The organism is Streptomyces melanosporofaciens (assembly GCF_900105695.1).
GTDB classification, from domain to species: domain Bacteria; phylum Actinomycetota; class Actinomycetes; order Streptomycetales; family Streptomycetaceae; genus Streptomyces; species Streptomyces antimycoticus.
The window spans coordinates 5,649,364-5,668,232 of record NZ_FNST01000002.1 but is presented as its reverse complement, the minus strand read 5'-3'; the positions used below and the strand labels follow the sequence as shown (position 1 = coordinate 5,668,232).

At 71.8% G+C, this 18,869-nt stretch carries 17 protein-coding genes; 7 read left to right on the top strand and 10 right to left on the bottom strand.

The features are described 5' to 3' along the window. Window positions 1–129 precede the first annotated feature (129 nt). The 5 genes from BLV72_RS27360 to BLV72_RS27340 all read right to left on the bottom strand — a co-directional run bounded on the left by BLV72_RS27360 (window position 130) and on the right by BLV72_RS27340 (window position 6,864). The gene (locus BLV72_RS27360) at window positions 130–1,131 is read right to left on the bottom strand and encodes a TIGR03842 family LLM class F420-dependent oxidoreductase (RefSeq protein WP_093465530.1); all 1,002 of its coding nucleotides are present in this window, start codon (window positions 1,129–1,131) and stop codon (window positions 130–132) included. 14 nt (window positions 1,132–1,145) lie between these two features. After that, on the bottom strand, window positions 1,146–2,549 hold the full coding sequence (gene hydA / locus BLV72_RS27355) for a dihydropyrimidinase (protein ID WP_093465528.1): 1,404 nt from the start codon (window positions 2,547–2,549) through the stop codon (window positions 1,146–1,148). Continuing rightward, window positions 2,546–3,895 (bottom strand): aspartate aminotransferase family protein, encoded by a 1,350-nt coding sequence (locus tag BLV72_RS27350; RefSeq protein WP_093465527.1) that lies wholly within the window; start codon window positions 3,893–3,895, stop codon window positions 2,546–2,548. The genes hydA and BLV72_RS27350 overlap by 4 nt, the downstream gene beginning before the upstream one ends. Window positions 3,896–3,912: 17 nt before the next feature. After that, the gene (locus tag BLV72_RS27345) at window positions 3,913–4,755 is read right to left on the bottom strand and encodes a nitrilase-related carbon-nitrogen hydrolase (protein WP_093465525.1); all 843 of its coding nucleotides are present in this window, start codon (window positions 4,753–4,755) and stop codon (window positions 3,913–3,915) included. Between the two features lie 591 nt (window positions 4,756–5,346). Beyond that, a complete protein-coding gene (locus BLV72_RS27340) occupies window positions 5,347–6,864 on the bottom strand; it encodes a hypothetical protein (protein ID WP_093465524.1) in 1,518 nt (505 codons plus the stop codon). Between the two features lie 161 nt (window positions 6,865–7,025). On the opposite strand from BLV72_RS27340, the gene BLV72_RS27335 reads away from it, so the two are divergent. The 3 genes from BLV72_RS27335 to BLV72_RS27325 all read left to right on the top strand — a co-directional run bounded on the left by BLV72_RS27335 (window position 7,026) and on the right by BLV72_RS27325 (window position 9,713). Beyond that, window positions 7,026–7,595, top strand: a complete 570-nt coding sequence (locus tag BLV72_RS27335) for a MarR family winged helix-turn-helix transcriptional regulator (RefSeq protein ID WP_208905743.1) — start codon at window positions 7,026–7,028, stop codon at window positions 7,593–7,595. Further along, a complete protein-coding gene (locus BLV72_RS27330) occupies window positions 7,592–9,064 on the top strand; it encodes an MFS transporter (protein WP_093465522.1) in 1,473 nt (490 codons plus the stop codon). Before BLV72_RS27335 ends, BLV72_RS27330 begins: the two co-directional genes overlap by 4 nt. A 91-nt stretch (window positions 9,065–9,155) precedes the next feature. After that, window positions 9,156–9,713, top strand: coding sequence for an isochorismatase family protein (locus BLV72_RS27325; RefSeq protein ID WP_093465521.1), 558 nt, complete (start codon window positions 9,156–9,158; stop codon window positions 9,711–9,713). Between the two features lie 83 nt (window positions 9,714–9,796). Here the strand turns inward: BLV72_RS27325 and ggt are convergent, their stop codons facing one another. Then, window positions 9,797–11,578 (bottom strand): gamma-glutamyltransferase, encoded by a 1,782-nt coding sequence (gene ggt / locus BLV72_RS27320; protein ID WP_093465519.1) that lies wholly within the window; start codon window positions 11,576–11,578, stop codon window positions 9,797–9,799. A 276-nt stretch (window positions 11,579–11,854) separates the two neighbouring features. Here ggt and BLV72_RS27315 point away from each other — a divergent pair, with 276 nt between their 5' ends. Further along, window positions 11,855–12,610, top strand: coding sequence for a hypothetical protein (locus BLV72_RS27315; protein WP_093465518.1), 756 nt, complete (start codon window positions 11,855–11,857; stop codon window positions 12,608–12,610). Between the two features lie 20 nt (window positions 12,611–12,630). On the opposite strand, the gene BLV72_RS27310 is transcribed toward BLV72_RS27315, so the two are convergent. After that, window positions 12,631–13,383: an ABC transporter permease gene (locus tag BLV72_RS27310; RefSeq protein WP_093465516.1), complete on the bottom strand. Its 753-nt coding sequence runs from the start codon at window positions 13,381–13,383 to the stop codon at window positions 12,631–12,633. Between the two features lie 55 nt (window positions 13,384–13,438). Continuing rightward, on the bottom strand, window positions 13,439–14,218 hold the full coding sequence (locus tag BLV72_RS27305; protein ID WP_093465515.1) for an ABC transporter ATP-binding protein: 780 nt from the start codon (window positions 14,216–14,218) through the stop codon (window positions 13,439–13,441). Window positions 14,219–14,309: 91 nt separating this feature from the next. Here BLV72_RS27305 and BLV72_RS27300 point away from each other — a divergent pair, with 91 nt between their 5' ends. The 3 genes from BLV72_RS27300 to BLV72_RS27290 all read left to right on the top strand — a co-directional run bounded on the left by BLV72_RS27300 (window position 14,310) and on the right by BLV72_RS27290 (window position 17,317). Then, window positions 14,310–14,963: a TetR/AcrR family transcriptional regulator gene (locus BLV72_RS27300; RefSeq protein WP_093465513.1), complete on the top strand. Its 654-nt coding sequence runs from the start codon at window positions 14,310–14,312 to the stop codon at window positions 14,961–14,963. Continuing rightward, window positions 14,951–15,256 (top strand): DUF6204 family protein, encoded by a 306-nt coding sequence (locus BLV72_RS27295; RefSeq protein ID WP_093465512.1) that lies wholly within the window; start codon window positions 14,951–14,953, stop codon window positions 15,254–15,256. The genes BLV72_RS27300 and BLV72_RS27295 overlap by 13 nt, the downstream gene beginning before the upstream one ends. 435 nt (window positions 15,257–15,691) lie before the next feature. Then, window positions 15,692–17,317 (top strand): alpha/beta fold hydrolase, encoded by a 1,626-nt coding sequence (locus tag BLV72_RS27290; protein ID WP_425288401.1) that lies wholly within the window; start codon window positions 15,692–15,694, stop codon window positions 17,315–17,317. Window positions 17,318–17,354: 37 nt separating this feature from the next. On the opposite strand, the gene BLV72_RS27285 is transcribed toward BLV72_RS27290, so the two are convergent. Both BLV72_RS27285 and BLV72_RS27280 read right to left on the bottom strand, forming a co-directional pair. Beyond that, the gene (locus BLV72_RS27285) at window positions 17,355–18,224 is read right to left on the bottom strand and encodes an amino acid ABC transporter permease (protein ID WP_093465510.1); all 870 of its coding nucleotides are present in this window, start codon (window positions 18,222–18,224) and stop codon (window positions 17,355–17,357) included. Then, window positions 18,221–18,865 (bottom strand): amino acid ABC transporter permease, encoded by a 645-nt coding sequence (locus tag BLV72_RS27280; RefSeq protein WP_093465508.1) that lies wholly within the window; start codon window positions 18,863–18,865, stop codon window positions 18,221–18,223. The genes BLV72_RS27285 and BLV72_RS27280 overlap by 4 nt, the downstream gene beginning before the upstream one ends. Window positions 18,866–18,869 lie beyond the last annotated feature (4 nt).

Here is an 18,869-nt window from a genome sequence, read left to right as displayed (position 1 = left end):
CGTTCGTACGGAAGATGTCGGGGAGTGCGGAACGAACGAGGGCCGTGCGGGGCCCGGGTGCCGGCCGGTGGTGGGCCGGCCGGCGGATGTGGTGTTCGGGCGTACGGGTGCGGGCGCGCGGCTGAGCGGTCAGCCGGTCAGCGCCGGGATGACCCGCTCGCCGTACGCGTCGAGCGTGCGCTCCTTCGCGTCATGCATCGCGTAGACCGCGAACTGCTCGACCCCCAGGGCGCGCAGCCGCTCCAGCTTCTCGATATGCGCCTCGGCCGGGCCGAGCAGGCAGAACCGGTCGACGATCTCATCGGGGACGAAGGCCGTGTCCGGATTGCCGCTGCGGCCGTGGTGCGCGTAGTCGTACCCCTGCCGCTCCTTGATGTACGTGGTCAGGGACTCGGGCACGGCGCCGGAGTGCTCGCCGTAGCGAGAGACCAGGTCGGCCACATGGTTGCCGACCATGCCGCCGAACCAGCGGCACTGCTCACGGGCGTAGGCCAGGTCGTCGCCGACATACGCGGGGGCGGCGACGCAGATGGTGACCGCGTCCGGATCGCGCCCGGCCTCGGCGGCGGCGGTGCGCACCGCCTTGACCATCCACTCCGTCAGGAAGGGGTCGGCGAGCTGCAGGATGAAACCGTCGGCCTTCTGCCCGGCCAGCGCGAGCGCCTTGGGGCCGTACGCCGCCATCCACACCGGCAGCCTGCTGTTCTCGATCCAGGGGATGTGCATCGGGCTGCCGTCCACGACGGCCTCCCTGCCCTCCGCCAGCTCGCGAATGGCGTCGATGGCCTCGCCGAGGCGGGCGAGGGTGTTGGGCTTGCGCCCGGCCACCCGCAGCGCGGAGTCACCGCGGCCGATACCGCAGACCGTGCGGTTGCCGTACATCTCGTTGAGGGTGGCGAAGGTGGAGGCGGTCACCTCCCAGGTGCGGGTGGACGGGTTGGTGACCATGGGGCCGACGATCAGCCGCTCGGTGCGGGCCAGGATCTGGCTGTAGATGACGAACGGCTCCTGCCACAGCACGGCGGAGTCGAAGGTCCAGCCGTAGCCGAAGCCGTTGCGCTCGGCGCGGCGCATCAGCTCGACGACGGCCGAGGCGGGTGGATCGGTCTGCAGGACGAGTCCGAAGTCCATGCTCGCTCCCTGGCTCAGCCGAGGTACTGACAGGTGTCACGGACGAGGAATTGGCCGTGCCCGGCACGCCCGGTGTATTCCCGCCGGTCGATGACGGGGACACCGCGCGACAACACGGTCTCGACCTGCCCGGTGATCCGCTTGCCCTCGTACGCCGAGTAGTCGACGTCCATGTGGTGGGTCTCGGCGGACAGGGTCTGCTGGGCCGCCGGATCGTAGACGACGATGTCGGCGTCGGTCCCGGGCGCGATGGTGCCCTTCCGCGGATAGAGGCCGAACATCCTGGCCGGGGTGGCGCAGGCGATCTCGATCCAGCGGCGACGGGAGATATGGCCGTCCACCACGGCCTGGTGGAGCAGGTCCATCCGGTGCTCCACGCCCGGCATCCCGTTGGGGATCTTGGAGAAGTCGCCCCGGCCCAGCTCCTTCTGCCCGGTGAAGCAGAACGGGCAGTGGTCGGTGGAGACCACCTGGAGGTCGTTGGTCCGCAGCCCCCGCCACAGCGCGGCCTGGTGCTCGACCGGCCGAAGCGGTGTGGAGCAGACGTACTTGGCGCCCTCGAAGTCCGGCTCGGCGAGGTTGTCCGTGGACAGGAACAGATACTGCGGACAGGTCTCGCCGAAGACCGGAAGCCCCAGGTCACGCGCCTGTGTCAGCTCCGCGAGGGCCTCCTGGGCCGACACGTGGACGACATACAGCGGGGCGCCGGCCACCCGGGCGAGCTGAATGGCGCGATGGGTGGCCTCCGACTCCAGCAGCGCCTTGCGGACCTCACCGTGGTAGCGGGGGTCGGTCCTGCCCTCGGCCAGGGCCTGTTCCACCAGGACGTCGATGGCGATGCCGTTCTCGGCGTGCATCATGATCAGCCCGGCGTTGGCGGAGGCGCGCTGCATGGCCCGCAGGATCTGCCCGTCGTCGCTGTAGAAGACCCCCGGGTAGGCCATGAACAGCTTGAAGCTGGTCACGCCCTCCCCCACCAGGAGATCCATCTCCTTGAGCGCGCTCTCGTTCACATCGGAGAGGATCATGTGGAAGCCGTAGTCGATGGCGCAGTTGCCCCGCGCCTTGAGGTGCCAGGCGTCCAGCCCCTCGCGCAGGGAGTGGCCCACCGTCTGGATGGCGAAGTCCACGATGGTGGTGGTGCCGCCCCAGGCCGCCGCCCGGGTGCCGGTCTCGAAGGTGTCGGAGGCGAAGGTGCCGCCGAACGGCATCTCCATATGGGTGTGCCCGTCGACCCCGCCCGGGATGACGTACTTGCCGGTGGCGTCGATCGTACGGTCGGCCGTCCAGCCCTGGGCGTACGCGCTGCCGGACGAGGCGAGGGCGGCGACCTTCCCGTCCTCGATCAGCACATCGGCCAAGGTCTCCTCGGCGGCGGTGATGACCAGCCCGCCGCGGATCACGGTACGGGACATCAGCTCACGCTCCTTCCGGACCGGGTGCTCTTCAGAGCGGCCTCGAGGATCTCCGCGCCCTCCTCGGCCTCGGCCACGGTGAGGCTGAGCGGCGGGGCGATCCGCAGCACGCTGCTGTTGTGCCCGCCGCCCTTGCCGATGAGCAGCCCGCCCTCCCGGGCGGCCTCCAGAACGGCGGACGCTCCCTCGGGATACGGGTCGCCGGTGCCCGGTTCGACCAGCTCGATGCCGATCATCAGCCCCCGGCCGCGGACCTCGCGCACGGTGTCCAGACCGGCGCAGGCGGCGCGCAGCCGCTCGGTCAGCAACCCGCCGACCCGGCGGGCGTTGCCCTGCAGATCGTGTTCGACCAGGTGGGTGAGGTTGGCCAGACCGGCGGCCATCGTGATGGGGCTGCCGCCGAAGGTGGAGATGGAGTTGGCGCCCAGGCAGTTCATGACCTCGGCGCGGGCGACGACACCGCCGATCGACATGCCGTTGCCGATGCCCTTGGCGAAGGTGAGGATGTCGGGCGGCCCGGAGCGGTCATGCGCCTGCCAGCCCCAGAAGTGGTCGCCGGTGCGGCCCCAACCGGTCTGCACCTCATCGGTGATCCACAAGATGCCGTGCCGGTCGAGCACCTCGCGGAAGGCGGCGAACAGCCCGTCGGGCGGGGAGGTGAAGCCGCCGACGCCCTGGATCGGCTCGGCGATCAGCGCGGCGACATTGCCGTGCGCCTGGCCGAGGACGTCCTCGAGATCGGCGACGCACGCCTTGATGTACTCCCCGTCGGACAGCCCGGCGAACGGCCCCCGGGTGCGCACCCCGCCATGTACGTACAGCGTCTGCAGCGGGGACAGGCTGGTCGGCGACCAGCCGCGGTTGCCGGTGATGCCGACGGCCGAGAAGGAGCGGCCGTGGTAGCTGTTGCGCATCGCCAGGATCTGGTTCGAGCGGCGGTAGGTGGTGGCGAGCAGCAGGGCCGTGTCATTGGCCTCGGTGCCGGAGGTGGTGAAGAAGACCCGCGCGTCCGGGATGCCGGACAGGGTGGCGACCCGCTCGGCCAGGTCGACCATGGGCCGGTCGAGGTAGAGCGTGGAGGTGTGCAGGATCCGGCCCGCCTGCTCGCTGATGGCCTTGGTGACCTCGGGGAGGGCGTGCGCGGTCATGGTGGTGAGGATGCCGCCGAAGAAGTCGAGGTAGCGGTTGCCCTCGGCGTCCCAGACGTGGCGGCCCTCGCCGTGGGTGATCTCGATGGGGCGCTGGTAGTAGACGGCGAGCCAGTCGGGGAGCACGGCTTGGTGCCGTGCGTAGAGGGCCGCGTGGGGACCGCGGTCGGCATCGCTCCCGGCACCACTGCTGCTGCTCATGGCATCGCTGCTGTTGCTCATGGGTTCACCAGCCCCTCGTAGGCGTCGGGGCGCCGGTCGCGGTAGAACGCCCATTGCTGCCGCACCTCGTCGATCAGACCGAAGTCGAGGTCGCGGACGATCAGCTCCTCCTCCTTGTCACTGGCCACGTCACCGACGAACTGGCCGCGCGGATCGACGAAGTAGCTGGTGCCGTAGAAGTCGTTGTCGCCGTACTCCTCGGTGCCGACGCGGTTGATCGCGGCGATGAAGTACTCATTGGCGACGGCCGCGGCGGGCTGTTCCAGCTGCCAGAGGTAGGCCGACAGCCCTCGGGAGGTGGCCGAGGGGTTGTAGACGAGCTGCGCCCCGGCCAGGCCCAGCGCGCGCCAGCCCTCGGGGAAGTGGCGGTCGTAGCAGATGTACACCCCGACCCTGCCCACGGCGGTGTCGAACACCGGCCAGCCCACGTTTCCCGGCTTGAAGTAGTACTTCTCCCAGAACCCCTTGACCTGCGGGATGTGGTGCTTGCGGTACTTGCCCAGATAGCTGCCGTCCGCGTCGATCACGGCCGCGGTGTTGTAGTAGAAGCCCGACTGCTCGAGCTCGAAGACCGGCACCACGATCACCATGCCGGTCTCCCGCGCCAGCTCCCGCATCCGCCGCACGGTCGGCCCATCCGGCACCGGCTCGGCCCACCGGTAGTGCTCCGCCTCCTGCACTTGGCAGAAGTAGGGCGCGTTGAACACCTCCTGGAAGCCAATCACCTTGGCGCCCTGGGCGGCCGCCTGCCGGGCGTACTCCTCATGCTTCGCGATCATCGATTCGGTATCGCCGGTCCAGGTGGCCTGGACGAGAGCGGCACGTACGAGGTTGGCCATGATCAGCTCCTCAACCTGTGTCTACGCACGTAGAATCCGGCTGTGAAGAACGTAAGAGCGCACTGACCACTCTGGCAATACCGCCGCCGTTACTCAACGAAGACGATCACGTTTCCTGTTTTGTCGGGTTGCGGGGTGGGGCTGATCGGGGCGAGGGCCGGTGGATGGATGTGGGTTTCGCCTCGCGCCTTCGGCGCAATTGAGCAGCGGCGGCGGGAGTGGGGGCGCGGGCCGCGCCGCCGACCGCCGGGGGGCTGATCCATCCGGGCTAAGGGCCCCTCGGGGTACCCCCCGAAAAAACGCTTGACCTGAAGCAACTAATTGGTCAAACGATTTCGAGAGGGGTCCCCCAACCCCCTCCCGGCTGCCCGGCACCAACCCCAATCACCGACCAGCGGAGCCGCCACCGGCGCCCACACCCACCGACCCGGCGCCCGGCAGCGGCGCCGCGCCCCCCACCACCGCCGCCGCTGCTCAAATGCGCCGAAGGCGCGAAACGGCGCCGCACCCAACCACGCCGACCGGCCCGAACGAGCCCCCACCCGAGACTCACGCCCAGACCCACGCACAGGCCCAGGCTCACACCCAGGCTCAGACCAGGCCGGGTACGCCCGGCAGCCCCGCAGCGCGCAACGCATGGGCTAGGTCGTGGTGACTGCTGGAGGACACACCGGCGGCGGCGTCGAGCAGCAGGGGCACCAACGTGGCGGGGTCCTCCGCCGCCGCCCGCGCCGCCTCCTCCGGCGTACGGGCCCGTACGAGCGCCTCCAGCAGAAACGCCGCCCTGTGAGGTGCGCCCACCGCGAGGAGTGCCTGGGCGGTGTGGGCCACCTCGGGGGCGGGGCGCGAGACGCTCTGCCGTAACAGCCGCTCGCCATCGGCCGCACGTTCCGCCGCGACCAGCGCCTCGGCGGCTGCGGCGAGCCGTGTGGGCGGCAGACACGCCATCTCCCACAGCAGCGTGGACACATCGGCCCCGAGTCCGGCGCGCTCCAGCTCCTCCGCGAGGACGGGCAGCCGTGGGGCGGGCCAGGCGGCGGCCTCGTAGAGCACGACGTGGGCCTCGCCGGAGCGGCCCGCCGCCCGGAGTCGGCCGAGCCGCGCGACGGCCTCCTGGGCGGCACGTCGCGCGGCGGCGCGCTCCGCCGCCTCCCGGGCGAGCCGTCGCCCGTCGTCCGCCGCCCTGTCCCGCTTACGGCGCTTGCCGCCGCCCTCGCCGTCGTACGCCCCGGCGAACCGAGCACCGCGCGGAGTCGCGGGAACCTCCGTTCCCCTCTCGGCCAAAGACGGGGCGGGTGAGGCCGGCGTCGGCGCCGCCGTACCCCCGCCTCCGGCCCCGGCAAACCGCGCCCCGCGCGGCCGAGGTCCCGCGGGGCCAGGGGCAGGCGCGGACGCTGTCGACGCGGGCCCCGAGCCCTGCGCGACGGGCTCGGTAGACGTGTCCCTGTCCGGCCCCGCAGCAGACGCGGAAGCGCCCGCGGAGGTGCCCGGCGGCGGGGGCAACGGCCGGGGCGCCGGGGCGGGCGCGGTTGGCGTAGGGCCCGCCGTCGGGGTCGCCGCGGCGGCGGGGGGCCCGGTCCTCGGGGCCGAGGGCCCGGAGGGGCGGGGTGTGAGGGCGATGAGGCGGGCGTGGAGTTCTTCGGTACGGGCCGTCGCGCGACGCCAGTCGTCGTAGGCCCAGGCCAGCTCCGCGCCGAGGCGTTCGCGGTCGGCCGCGCCCTCGGCGGCGGATATCGCCGCCTGGAGGTCGCGCTCGCGACGGGCGGCGCTCCGCTGCTCGCGGAGCATGCCGTCCAGGCGGTCCCGGAGCGCCTCGCGGCTGCCGGGTCCGGTGTCGTGGGCCGCGACCGAGGCACGGTAGAGCGTCGCAGCGCGGGCCGCCGCCTCCTGCGCGGCGTCGGCGCCGCGCTGGGTGGAGAGGTCCTGCAGCAGGGACTGGACGACGTCCCACGGCGGCACCTCCAGGCCGTCCAGACAGGCCCGCAGCCCCTCGGGGTCGCGCAGGGCGAAGACGCCGTACCAGCCCGTCCCCGCGTCCAGCCGCCTCGTCAGCGCCCGCAGATATCTCGCGAACTCCTCGACCTCGGCCGGGAGTTGTCCGCTCGCCATGGCCCCCTCCCCTCCCCCTCGGACGATGCACGGCCCAAGGCCACGCATTCGACACCCTGCGTGTTACGGAATCGGTTACGGCTGCGCTACGAGCGCTTTTCCTGCTCCGCACACAACAGGCAAACTTGCAAGTTTGTCTGTCGAACTCCTAGGGTGAGCGCATGGCCACGCCTGATCACCCGCCCACCGAGCCCGCCTCCCGGCCGGAGACCGGGCAACGGCCGGAGACCGGGCAACGGCCAGAGACCGGGCAACGGCCAGAGACCGGGCAACGGCCAGAGACCGGGCAACGCCCGGAGCGCGGCCCACGGGCCGAGGAGCGCATCGCCGTCGACCTCGCCGCGGTCGTCAGCCAGCTCATGCGCCGTATGCGGGCGGCCTCCTCGCAGGGGGCGCTCACGCCCTCCCAGCGCGCGGTCATCAGTCGGCTCCACACCGAGGGGCCGACCACCACCGCCGCACTGGCCCGCGCCGAGCTGGTGCGGCCGCAGTCGATGCGCATGATCCTGGCCGCGCTGGAGGAGCAGACGCTGGTGGAGCGGGCGCCGCATCCCACCGACGGACGGCAGGTGGTCTTCTCGATCACCGAGCGGGGCCATGAGGCGATCGCATCCGTACGGCAGGCCAAGCAGAGCTGGCTGCTCGACGCGATCGACACCCGCCTGGACGCCGATGAGCGCCGCACCCTCGCCGAGGCCACCGATCTACTCAAGCGGCTGGTCCAGGAATGACCGACACCGTGGGCAAGCCCGCCATGCCCCTGCGGGCCGGGACGGCGGGCGCGAGGCCCGTCCCGGGCGAACCAGTCGGCCCCGGCGACACAGCCGACCCCTTTGGCCCCCGGCTGATGGCCCCGCTGCTCATCGGCTCGGTCCTCAATCCCGTCAACTCCACGATGATCGCCACCGGACTGGTGGCCATCGGCCATGACTTCGGTGTCGGCGCCGCCCAGACCGCCTGGCTGGTCGCCTCCCTCTACCTCGCCAGCGCCGTGGGACAGCCCGCGATGGGGCGGCTCGCCGATCTGCTCGGGCCGCGCCGGATCTTCCTCTGCGGGCTGCTCGTGGTGTGCGCCGCCGGGCTGGTGGGCGCGCTGGCGCCCGCGTTCGGCTGGCTGATCGCCTCGCGGGTGCTGCTCGGCATCGGTACGTCCGCGGCGTACCCCGCGGCGATGGCGCTGCTGCGCGCCCAGTCCGTCGCCACCGGGCGCGAGACACCGCGCCCCGTGCTCGGCCGGCTCTCGCTCGCCGCGCTCGGCAGCGCGGCGGTCGGGCCGGTGCTGGGCGGGGTGCTCACCGCGACGGCCGGATGGCGGGCGATCTTCGCGGTCAATGTGCCGCTGGCCCTCCTCGGCATCGCCCTCGCGCTGCGCCGGCTCCCGAGGACCCGGATGGCGAGCGCGGACGGCGAGGACGCCGGGGCGCGGACGGCGGGCGCGGCCTTCGATCCGCTCGGGATCGCGCTGTTCACCGGCACCCTCACCACCCTCATGATCTTCCTGATGGACCTGGGGCGGCCCCACTGGGCGCTGCTGCCCGTCGTCCTGGTCCTCGCGGCGGCCCTGACCTGGTGGCAGCTGCGCCGCTCCCGCCCCTTCATCGATCTGCGGATGATCGGCCGCAACCGCTCCCTCGCCCTCACCTACCTCCGCCATGGCACGGCGTACCTGGTCATCTACATGGTCATGTACGGCTACGCGCAGTGGCTGGAGGAGGGCCACGGCTACTCCGCCTCCCGGGCGGGACTGATCATGCTGCCCATGTCGGGCGCGGCCGCCGTGTGCTCACTGCTCGGCGCCCGTACGAAGGGCATCTACGCACCGCTCGTCCTCGCGGCCGTCCTGCTCGCCGCGGGGAGCGGGGTGCTGCTGCTGGCCGACGAGTCCACCCCGCTGCTCGCGCTGCTGCTGGCCGCGGTCCTCTTCGGGCTGCCGCAGGGGCTGTCCTCGACCGGCAACCAGGCCGCCGTCTACACCCAGGCCCCGCCGACAAGCGTCGGTGCCGCGGCCGGGCTGCAGCGCACCTCGCAGTACCTCGGCGCGATCACCGCCGCCGGGCTGATCGGGCTCTTCTACGAACAGCGGGCGACCGCCGCCGGGCTGCACGACATCGCCATGGTGGCGAGTGCGCTCAGCCTCGCGGTGCTGCTGCTGACCGCCACCGACCGGGCCCTGCGCGGCCGCGCCCGTACCCGCACCTGACCACCCCCCTTCTCCCATACGACCCACAGGCCCACGGACCCATAGGCCCACAGACCCACAGACCCACAGGCCCAGACCCCCAGGAGGCACCATGCCCGCCACCACGCTCGACCCGAACACCGCCCTGGTCCTCGTCGACCTCCAAAAGGGCATCGCCGGACTGCCCACCGTCCACCCCACCGCCGAGGTCATCGAGCACGGTGCCCGGCTGGCGGCCGCGTTCCGCAAGCGCGGGCTGCCGGTCGTCCTCGTCCGGGTCGTGGCCGGGGCGCCGGGCCGCACCGAGGCGCAGGGGGGCGGCGGAGGCGGGCAGTTCCCGGCCGACTTCGCCGACCTCATGCCGGAACTCGGCCACGAGGACGGCGACGTCGTGGTCACCAAGCACACCTGGGGCGCCTTCCACGGCACCGACCTCGACCTCCAGCTGCGCCGCCGCGGGGTGACCCAGGTGGTGCTCGGCGGCATCGCCACCAGCATCGGTGTGGAGTCCACGGCCCGTGGCGCCTACGCGCACGGGTATCACGTGACCCTGGCGACCGACGCCATGACCGACATGGACGCCGAGGCGCACCGCAACAGCGTCGAGAAGATCTTCCCCCGGCTCGGGGAGACCGACTCCACCGACGCGATCATCGGCCTGCTCGGCTGAGAAGCTGCTGGCTGAGAAGCCACGGAGCTTGGGGTCGGCGGGCTCTGGGATCACACCAGAGCCCGCCGACCCACCGCGTCGGATCAGCGCTTCGGGCTGACCACCATCGCCGAGCCGCCGCCCCGCCGTTCCGTCTCGGCCGCCGCCAGCCACCGTCCGCCGGACAGCCGCTGCACACCGGTCGCCGCCCCGATCTCGGGGTTCTGCTTGAAGGAGTGGCCGAGCGCCTCCAGCTTGGCGCGCTCCGGACCGTTCCACAGCCCCGGTTCCAGCTCCGTCTGGGCCGCGTTGCGCTGGCTGGCACGCGGTGCGGCGATCGCGTCGACCAGCGGCATGCCCCGGTCGAGGTGGTTCAGCAGGGTCTGCAGCACGGTGGTGATGATGGTCGCCCCGCCCGGGGAGCCCAGCGCCAGCACCGGCTTGTGGCCGTCCAGCACGATCGTCGGCGACATGGACGAGCGCGGCCGCTTCCCCGGGCCCGGCAGGTTCGGGTCGTGGACGGCGGGGTCGGCGGGCGCGAAGGAGAAGTCGGTCAGCTCGTTGTTGAGCAGGAAGCCACGGCCGGGGACGGTGATCCCGCTGCCGCCGGTCTGCTCGATGGTGAGGGTGTAGGCCACGACATTGCCCCACTTGTCGGCGACCGTGAGATGCGTGGTGTTCTCGCCCTCGTACGTGGTCGGGGCGGCGTGGCCGCGGGTGTCGCAGGAGCCCGGCGCGGACGGGCTGTTCGGGTCACCGGGCGGTACGGGGCTCTTGAGCACCGCGTCGTCCTTGATCAGGCAGGCCCGGGAGTCCGCGAACCGCTGTGAGGTGAGCCCCTCGGTGGGGACGTCCTCGGCGGCGGGGTCGCCCACCCAGCGGCCCCGGTCGGCGAAGGCGATGCGGCTGGCCTCGATATAGCGGTGCAGATAGTCGAGGTCGCTGAGCTTGGAGAGGTCCGTCTTCTCCAGGATGTTGAGCGCCTCGGCGACGCTGGTCCCGCCGGAGGACGAGGGCGCCATGCCGTACACGTCCAGCCCGCGGTAGGCGGTCCGGGTCGGGGCCTGCCGCTTCGTTCCGTAGACCCGCAGGTCCTCGGCCGTCAGATCGCCCGCGCGCACGACGCGCTGCGCCTTCGGGTCGACGGGCGGCTTGCGCACGGTGTCGACGATGTCGCGGCCCAGCTCGCCCTTGTAGACGGCGCCGACCCCCTTCTTGGCCAGCAGCGCGTACGTACGGGCGAGGTCGGGGTTGCGGAAGGTCGAGCCGACCTTCGGGAGCTCGCCGCCGGGCAGGAAGAGCTTGGCGGTGGCCGGGAAGTCCTTGAAGCGGGCCTGGTTGTCGGCGGTCTGCTGACGGAAGGTGCTGTCGACGGTGAACCCGTCACGGGCCAGCCGCTCGGCGGGCCTGAGCACCTGCCCCAGCGAGCGGGTGCCCCAGTCCTTCAGGGCGTCGTTCCAGGTGGCGGGGGTGCCGGGGGTGCCGACGCTCAGTCCGCTGGTGACGGTGTCGGCGAACGGCAGCGGTTTGCCGTCCTTGCCGAGGAAGAGTTTCTGGTCCGCGCTGCGGGGCGCGGTCTCGCGGCCGTCGAGCGTGGAGACCTTGTGCCGCTTGGCGTTGTAGTAGACGAAGTAACCCCCGCCGCCGACACCCGCCGAGTACGGCTCGGTGACCCCGAGCGCGGCGGCGGTCGCCACCGCCGCGTCCACCGCGTTGCCCCCGTGCCGCAGTACGTCGATCCCGGCCGCCGAGGCGTCGGCGTCCACGCTGGAGACCGCGCCGCCGTAGCCGACGGCCACGGGCGTCTTCGCGGGAGCCGGCTTCGCGGTGTCGTCCTGCTCCTGCCCGGCGGCGCCGGCCGGGACGACGCCCAGCACCGCGACCATTCCGGCCGCGGCCGCCAGCGCGGGCAGTCGGCGCCGGACGGCCGCCGCGGCGGACGCGCGAGTGGTGGACGTGGTTGACGATGCGGCTGGTCGTACGGCGTGCCCCATCCGTGACCTCCAAGCGAAACGACAGGGAGCGGAGCCTACCCGCGAGCCTCATGCCCACGACAGGGGTGGATCGCCGATCCGTCCCGCCATCCGTACATGTGTCCGTTCCCGCGTTCGTTCACCCGTACGCTCGAACGCGTACCCGATCGGCCGCTACGATGCGCGGCCATGACAGACACCCTGCAGGACCTGATCGCCTCCGCGGCGGCCCTGATCGTGGGCCTGGCCGCCGGCTGGGCCGTGCACTCGGCCTTCGGGCGCCGCAAGCGCGCCCGCGAGCAGCGCTTCTTCGGTCTGCCGGACGGTTCGGAGTGTGTGCTGGTCACCCACCGGGACAGCACCTCGGCCCATTGGAGCATCCCCCGCCATGACGCGCTCGCGCTGCTCGGTCTCGCGTCGATCGTGGAGAACTGCGGGGCGCACACCGAGGTGGCCCCGCATGACACGGGGCTGCAGGGCTTCGGCGCGCGCACCGAGTTCTGCGTCGGCGATCCGACCGCGCACCGCAGGCTCGCCGCCCATATGACCAATCTACTGCCGGGCGTCACCGTGCACCCGGGGGACGACTCCGGCACGGACCGGGGGATGTTCACCATCGCCGGTACGCACTACCGCCCGGAGCCGGGCACGGTCGAGTATGTGCTGCTGGCCCGGCTGACGGCGGGCGACGGCAGCCGGCCGGTCTTCCTGGCGGCAGGTCAGCGGCCGGTCACCCATCGCGCCGCCGTCCGCCATCTCGTCCGCAACCGCGCCCGGCTGGCCCGGAAGTACGGCACCCAGGGCTCCTTCTGTCTGCTGCTGAAGGTGGTCAACTCCCAGGCGTACGGCCCGGATCTGGTGGAGCTGGTCGCGGATGTGACCAAGCCGGCGACCGCCCCGGCGGGCCCCCGCGCCGCCGCGAAGGCGGCCGCGAAGGACGACTGAGCCGGCCCGGAGCCACCGACTCAGCCGCGGACCCGGCCGAACAGGCGCGCCCCGCCCATCAGACACAGCGCCGCCAGGGCCAGGGTGACGGCCGCCCCGACGGCGACCGTGGTGTTGGCGTAGTGCCCCAGGAACACCTGGCGCACCGCGTCGACCGTGTAGCGGAACGGCACCGCGCGCGAGGCGCCCGCCAGCCATCCGGGGGCCAGGGCCATCGGCAGCAGCAGGCCGGAGAGCAGCATCAGCGGCATGGCCGCCGTGTTGGCGATGGCGGCGAACTCCGGGGCTGTGCGCACGTTCATGGCCAGTCCGTAGGAGAGCGCGGACAGCGCTGCCGCGAGCACGGCCACGAAGAGCAGGCCGAGCAGCACACCGGGGAGCGGGGCGCGCAGCCCGAAGGCCAGGCCGAGCAGCACCAGCAGCACCGACTGGGCCACCAGCTGGACGACATCGCGCAGGGTGCGGCCGAGCAGCAGCGCCAGCGGGCTGACCGGGGTGACCCGCATCCGGTCCAGAACGCCGAGGTTGCGGTCCATCAGCAGTCCGAGTCCGACATACGACCCGCCGAGCAGGGCGAGCTGGACGAGCACACCGGGGACCAGCGTCTGCCAGGACGATCCGCTGACGCCCATGTCGAGTCCGGTCAGCAGCGGGCCGAAGAGGGCGAGCAGGAGCAGCGGCTGCAGCATCCCGAAGAAGAGATTGGTCTTCGAGCGAAGCGTGGAGCGCAGACTGCGGCCGAAGACGATGCCGGTATGGGCGAGAAGAGTCATGAGAGGGCCTTGGGTGGTCGGGGCGGCGTCGGATGGCTCAGACGGCTCGGGTGGCTCAGATGGCAAGGGGCTCATCGGCCGTGGACCGGCCGGTGATGGCGAGGAAGGCGTCCTGGAGGCTGGCGGCCGGATCGCCCGCATAGCGGCTCTTGAGCTCGGCTGAGGTGCCCTCGGCGACGATCCGCCCGGCGTCCACGACCACGATCCGGTCGGCGAGCGCATCGGCCTCGTCCAGGTAGTGGGTGGTGAGGAAGACCGTGGTGCCGTGCTCGGCGCGGACGCGCCGCACCAGGTCCCACAGCTCGGCCCGGCAGCCGGGGTCGAGACCGGTGGTGGGCTCGTCGAGGAAGAGCACCTCGGGCCGGTTGACCAGGCCCAGCGCGATCTCCACCCGGCGCCGCTGACCACCGGAGAGGGCGGCGGTCGGGCGGTCCATGAGGCCCGACAGGCCGAGCTCACCGGCGAGTTCATCGGCGCGCCCGGCCGCCGCGCCCCGGGACATCAGATGCAAGCGGCCCTGGGTGACCAGTTCCTCGCGTACGGGGCAGGCGGGGTCCAGGCCGCCCGACTGGGCCACATAGCCGATCCGCCGCCGCACGCCCGCCGGATCGCGGAGCAGATCGCGCCCGGCGATCTCGGCCTCGCCTCCGCTGGGCGGCAGCAGGGCGGTGAGCATGCGCAGGGTCGTGGTCTTACCGGCCCCGTTGGGGCCCAGGAAGCCGAGGATCTCGCCGCGGCCGACGGTCAGATCGATACCGCGGACGGCGTACACGGGGCCGCTGCCCAGCGAGAAGGTCCGGGTGAGGCCGCGAACGCGGATGACGGATGAGGACATGCCATCGATCAGAGCACAACGCGCTCCAAACTTGCAATCGACTTAAAATTCGGACGCGAGAGCAAGTTTGCAACGGGCTACACTGACGGTCATGAGTGAAGGACTGCGGGAACGGCACAAGCGCCGTACGCGCCAGCGGATCGCGGACGTGGCCACCGGCCTGTTCCTGGAGCGGGGCTTCGACCGGGTCACGGTCGCCGAGGTCGCCGCGGCCGCGGAGGTGTCCGTCAACACCGTCTACAACTACTTCCCGGCCAAGGAGGATCTGGTCCTGCCGCCCGACCAGGCGTCCCCGCGGCGGATCGCCGACATCGTGCGCGAGCGCCCGCCCGGCCGGTCCGCCGCCCAGGCGGTGCTGGACCGGCTGCGCGAGGAGGTGGCGCGCCGCGATCGCTCGCTGGGGCTGACCGAGGGCTTCGGCCCGTTCTTCGCGATGATGCGGGCCGCTCCCACGCTGGTCGCCCGGCTGGAGGAGCTCGGCCACCGGATGAACGACGAACTGGCCGCCGTGCTCGCCGAGGAGACCGGCACGGCACCGGAGGATCCGCTGCCACGCGTGGTGGCCGCCCAGATCAGCGGCTATCACTCACTCATCTTCGGCGAGATCGGCCGGCGCGTCACGGCGGGCGAGCGCCCCGACGCCATCGCCGAGGCCGTGACGGAACTCCTCGACGCCATCGAGGAGATGCTCGGCGCGCCGATGCTCGGCTACGCCGTACGGGAGGAGCGACCGTGTTCCGAGTGACCATCCGCGGGGCGTTCGAGGAGCTTGGCGAGGACGATCGTGAGGCACTGCGCAGCGCGGTCGGCTCCTTCCAGGTGGGCTTCACCGAGGCGGGCACCTTCACCTGCGACCAGAGCTTTTCGGCGTTCACCTTCCGCTGCCAGGTTCCAGCGGAGCCGGACGACGGCGAGCACGAGGCGACCGAACGGGCCATCGCGGCGCTGACGGCGCATGGTCACCCCCATCGGATCCTGCGGGTCGGGGTGATGGACATGCGGGACATCAAGATCCGCCGCAAGGGCAAGCGGCGCTGAACGACCGCGGGTCGACCGGGACTCGGCGCGGAGCCGGGGGCTCGGCCAAGACGCGGGGCTCAGCCACCGGCAGGGGTCGCGCGCGAGCGACGCCAACCGCGGGCGGCACTCCGCGCGGGAGTCAAGGCTCAGCCCGGGGCCAGGACTTCAGCCGCGGGCGGGACCCGGCGACGAGCGGGGTTCAGCAGGGGTCGGGCTCAACGCGAGGCCAAAACTCAGCGGCACACGGGACTCCGCATAGGCGGGGCCGGACCCTTGCGGATCCGGCCCCCGGATAGCGCCCCGGGCCGGGCCGGCCCCGGCAGCCGACCACGACCTCTATCGTTACCCATGCGTAACTTACCGCGCTATTACCGCCGGTAAACCCCCGAGTTACCGTCAGGTCACCAGCATCGGTGCTCCCCTGCCCCCACGGCACCCCCACCAGGAGCCACAGTGACCCCTGCCCGCAAAGCCCTGCGCCCCACGATGGCCGCCGCCGTCTCGGTGACCGTCCTGGCCGGCACGGCCTTCGGCCTCGCACCCTCCGTCCAGGCCGCGGCACCGGCCCCGACCGCCGCCACGGCCGCCTCCGCCACCTCCACTTCCTCCTCGGGCGTCTCCATACGGTTCGTCGACATCCCCGGCGACGGCGGCATCAAGCTGGCCGCCAACGTCGTGGCCCCGGCGGACACCGACGCCTCCCGCCGCCTGCCCCTCGTCGTGCTGCCCACCAGTTGGTCCCTCCCCCAGGTCGAATACCTCGCCCAGGCCAAGAAGCTCGCCGAAGCCGGCTATGTGGTGCTCACCTACAACTCCCGCGGCTTCTGGCAGTCCGGCGGAAGGATCGAGACGGCCGGGCCGCCCGATATCGCCGACGCGTCCAAGGTCATCGACTGGGCGCTGGCCAACACCCCCGCCGACCCCGACCACATCGGCATGGCCGGGCTCTCCTACGGCGCCGGGATCAGCCTGCTCGCGGCCGGTGCCGACCCGCGGATCAAGGCCGTGGTGGCCATGAGCGGCTGGGCGGATCTGGTCGGCTCGATCTACAGTGGCCGCACCCAGCACGCCCAGGCCGCCGGGCTGCTCGCCGGGGCCGGGGAGCTGACCGGCCGGCCCAGCGATGAGCTCCGGCAGATCCTGGACGACTTCTTCTCCTCCGACCTCGCCAAGGAACCGGATCTGATCGCCTGGGGCAAGAAGCGGTCCCCCGCCGCCCAGCTCGACCGGATCAACGCCCATGGCGCGGCCATCATGCTGGGCAACTCCTGGAGCGACTCGATCTTCCCGCCCAACAGCTACGCCGACTTCTTCGAGAAGCTGACCGGCCCCAAGCGGCTGGAGCTGCGGCCCGGCGACCATGCCACCGCCGAGCTCACCGGGCTGCTCGGACTGCCCAACGCCACCTGGAGCCACGCCCGGCAATGGCTCGACCGCTACCTCAAGGGCGAGCGCAATGGCATCGACACACAAGCGCCGGTGCAGCTGATGTCCCGTACGGCGCGCGGCGACGACTACGAGGGCTACCCCAGCTGGTCGGCCGTCCCCTCCGAGCAGCGCCGCGTCCCGCTCGCCGGCACCGAGAAGATCACCGCCAACCATGACTCCGGTGCCAACGCCGGAACGGTGCTGCTGGGCGGCGCCCTCGACCAGTTCCTGAAGGTCCCGCCGCTGGCCTCGATCCCGCTGCTGCCCCGGTCCCGCGCGGCCGTCTGGCAGACCGGAACCTCCGCGCGCGAGCAGCGCGTCCGCGGCACGGTGAAGCTCCACACCACCGTGACCAGCGACCGCTCGGACGGTACGGCGGTCGCGTATCTCTACGACGTGGGCCCGCTGGGCGTCGGCAAGCTCATCACCAACGCCCCGGTCACCTTCCACGACCGGACCCCGGGCACGCCGTTCGGAGTGGACCTGGAGCTGTTCTCCACGGCGTACGACGTCCCGGCGGGCCATCGGCTGGCGCTGGTCGTCGACACCGTCGACCCGCTCTACATCGAGCACAACCCCGACGGCGCCCATCTCACCTTCTCGTCCCCGGCCGCCGACCCGTCCTCCCTCACGGTCCCGGTCCGCGATTGAGACGACTCGAGCGACGCAAGCCTCCGGCCGCCCCGGTTCAGCCGCGGGTGTCCCCCGGCATCGGGGCGGCCGGTTCGGCGGCGGCGACCTCGACCTGGCGGGTCTTCACACTGCGCCGCTCCCGCTTGGCCACCCAGTTGGCGAACCACGACAGCAGCATGCACATCCCGATGTAGATGGGCGAGATCACCATGACCACCGGGATGAACGGCAGGTCGTAGTCGAGATTGGACGCGATCAGCTTTCCGGCGTGCAGAAACTCCTCATAGGTGATGAGGAAGCCGAGCGAGGTGTCCTTCAGGGCCACCACCAGTTGGCTGATGATGGCCGGCAGCATCGCCCGCACCCCCTGCGGCACCAGTACGGACGTCATGACCTGGGTCTTCCGCAGCCCGAGCGAGTACGCCGCCTCGCGCTGGCCGCGGTCCACCGAGTTCACCCCGGCCCGGAACACCTCGGCCAGCACCGAGCCGTTGTACAGCGTCAGCCCGGTGACGAGGGCGGGCAGCGGCTGGACCTTCAGCGCCACGAAGACGAAGAAGATCATCACCAGGACGGGCATCGCCCGGAAGAACTCCACCAGCAGCGTGGCCACCCAGCGCACCGGGCGATGCTCGGAGAGCCGCCCCGCGGCGAGCACTCCGCCGAGGGCGAGCGAGAGGACCGCGGCGATGCCGAACGCCTTGAGGGTCCCCGCGAGCCCGTTCAGCAGCAGCTCCTGGATGCCCTTGTACTCAAACGGCATCCACTTGCGGTAGGTGAACTGGCCGGTGTGGATGAGGAGGTAGATGATCCAGCCGAGCAGGACCAGCAGCACGGCGGTCCCGGCCAGCGCGTAGATCCGGTGCCGGCGCCGGGTGTGGGGCCCTGGAACGTCGTAGAGGGCGGTGGTCGAGGGGGCGGTCATCGCTGCACCCCCCAGTGCCGCTCCAGCAACCAGAAGATCGCGCTGATGGCGAGGGTGACGATCAGATACCCGGCGGCGATCCAGACGAAGGACCAGATGATGCTGTAGCCCCGCTCGTTGAGGGGTTTGTAGGTGCCGAGGAGTTCGGTGACGCTGAACGACCCGGCGATGGCCGAGTTCTTGGCGAGCGCGATCAGGGTCGATCCGATCGGCGGGATGACCGAGCGGAACGCCTGCGGCAGCACCACCGCGCTCAGCGTCTGGTCGAACGTCATGCCCAGGCTGCGGGCCGCCTCGCCCTGCCCCACCGGGACCGTGTTGATCCCGGCGCGCACCGCCTCGCAGATGAACGCCGAGGTGTAGCAGCCGAGCGCGATCACCGCGAAGACGGTGAACGGCAGCACAAGACCGAAGCGCGGCAGCCCCAGCATCACCGCGAAGAACAGCAGCGTCAGCGGGGTGTTGCGGAGCACCGTGACCCAGGCGGTGCCGAAGGCGCGCAGCGAGGCGACCGGTGCCACCCGGAAGGCGGCCATCAGGATGCCGAGCGCGAGGGCGAGCAGCGAGGCGTAGACGGTCAGCTCCACGGTGCCGAGGAAGCCCTGGCCGTAGAGCGAGAAGTTCTGGGTGAGCACGTCCATGGGA

Bases quoted from the DNA above. Each gene is read 5' to 3' on its own strand.
- ggt (WP_093465519.1), bottom strand. From the start codon at position 11,578: ATGGTCGCGGTGCTGGGCGTCGTCCCGGCCGGCGCCGCCGGGCAGGAG.
- BLV72_RS27340 (WP_093465524.1), bottom strand. From the start codon at position 6,864: ATGGCGAGCGGACAACTCCCGGCCGAGGTCGAGGAGTTCGCGAGATAT.
- BLV72_RS27310 (WP_093465516.1), bottom strand. From the start codon at position 13,383: ATGACTCTTCTCGCCCATACCGGCATCGTCTTCGGCCGCAGTCTGCGC.
- BLV72_RS27325 (WP_093465521.1), top strand. From the start codon at position 9,156: ATGCCCGCCACCACGCTCGACCCGAACACCGCCCTGGTCCTCGTCGAC.
- BLV72_RS27360 (WP_093465530.1), bottom strand. From the start codon at position 1,131: ATGGACTTCGGACTCGTCCTGCAGACCGATCCACCCGCCTCGGCCGTC.
- BLV72_RS27345 (WP_093465525.1), bottom strand. From the start codon at position 4,755: ATGGCCAACCTCGTACGTGCCGCTCTCGTCCAGGCCACCTGGACCGGC.
- BLV72_RS27280 (WP_093465508.1), bottom strand. From the start codon at position 18,865: ATGGACGTGCTCACCCAGAACTTCTCGCTCTACGGCCAGGGCTTCCTC.
- BLV72_RS27300 (WP_093465513.1), top strand. From the start codon at position 14,310: ATGAGTGAAGGACTGCGGGAACGGCACAAGCGCCGTACGCGCCAGCGG.
- BLV72_RS27315 (WP_093465518.1), top strand. From the start codon at position 11,855: ATGACAGACACCCTGCAGGACCTGATCGCCTCCGCGGCGGCCCTGATC.
- BLV72_RS27285 (WP_093465510.1), bottom strand. From the start codon at position 18,224: ATGACCGCCCCCTCGACCACCGCCCTCTACGACGTTCCAGGGCCCCAC.
- BLV72_RS27330 (WP_093465522.1), top strand. From the start codon at position 7,592: ATGACCGACACCGTGGGCAAGCCCGCCATGCCCCTGCGGGCCGGGACG.
- BLV72_RS27350 (WP_093465527.1), bottom strand. From the start codon at position 3,895: ATGAGCAGCAGCAGTGGTGCCGGGAGCGATGCCGACCGCGGTCCCCAC.
- BLV72_RS27305 (WP_093465515.1), bottom strand. From the start codon at position 14,218: ATGTCCTCATCCGTCATCCGCGTTCGCGGCCTCACCCGGACCTTCTCG.
- BLV72_RS27335 (WP_208905743.1), top strand. From the start codon at position 7,026: ATGGCCACGCCTGATCACCCGCCCACCGAGCCCGCCTCCCGGCCGGAG.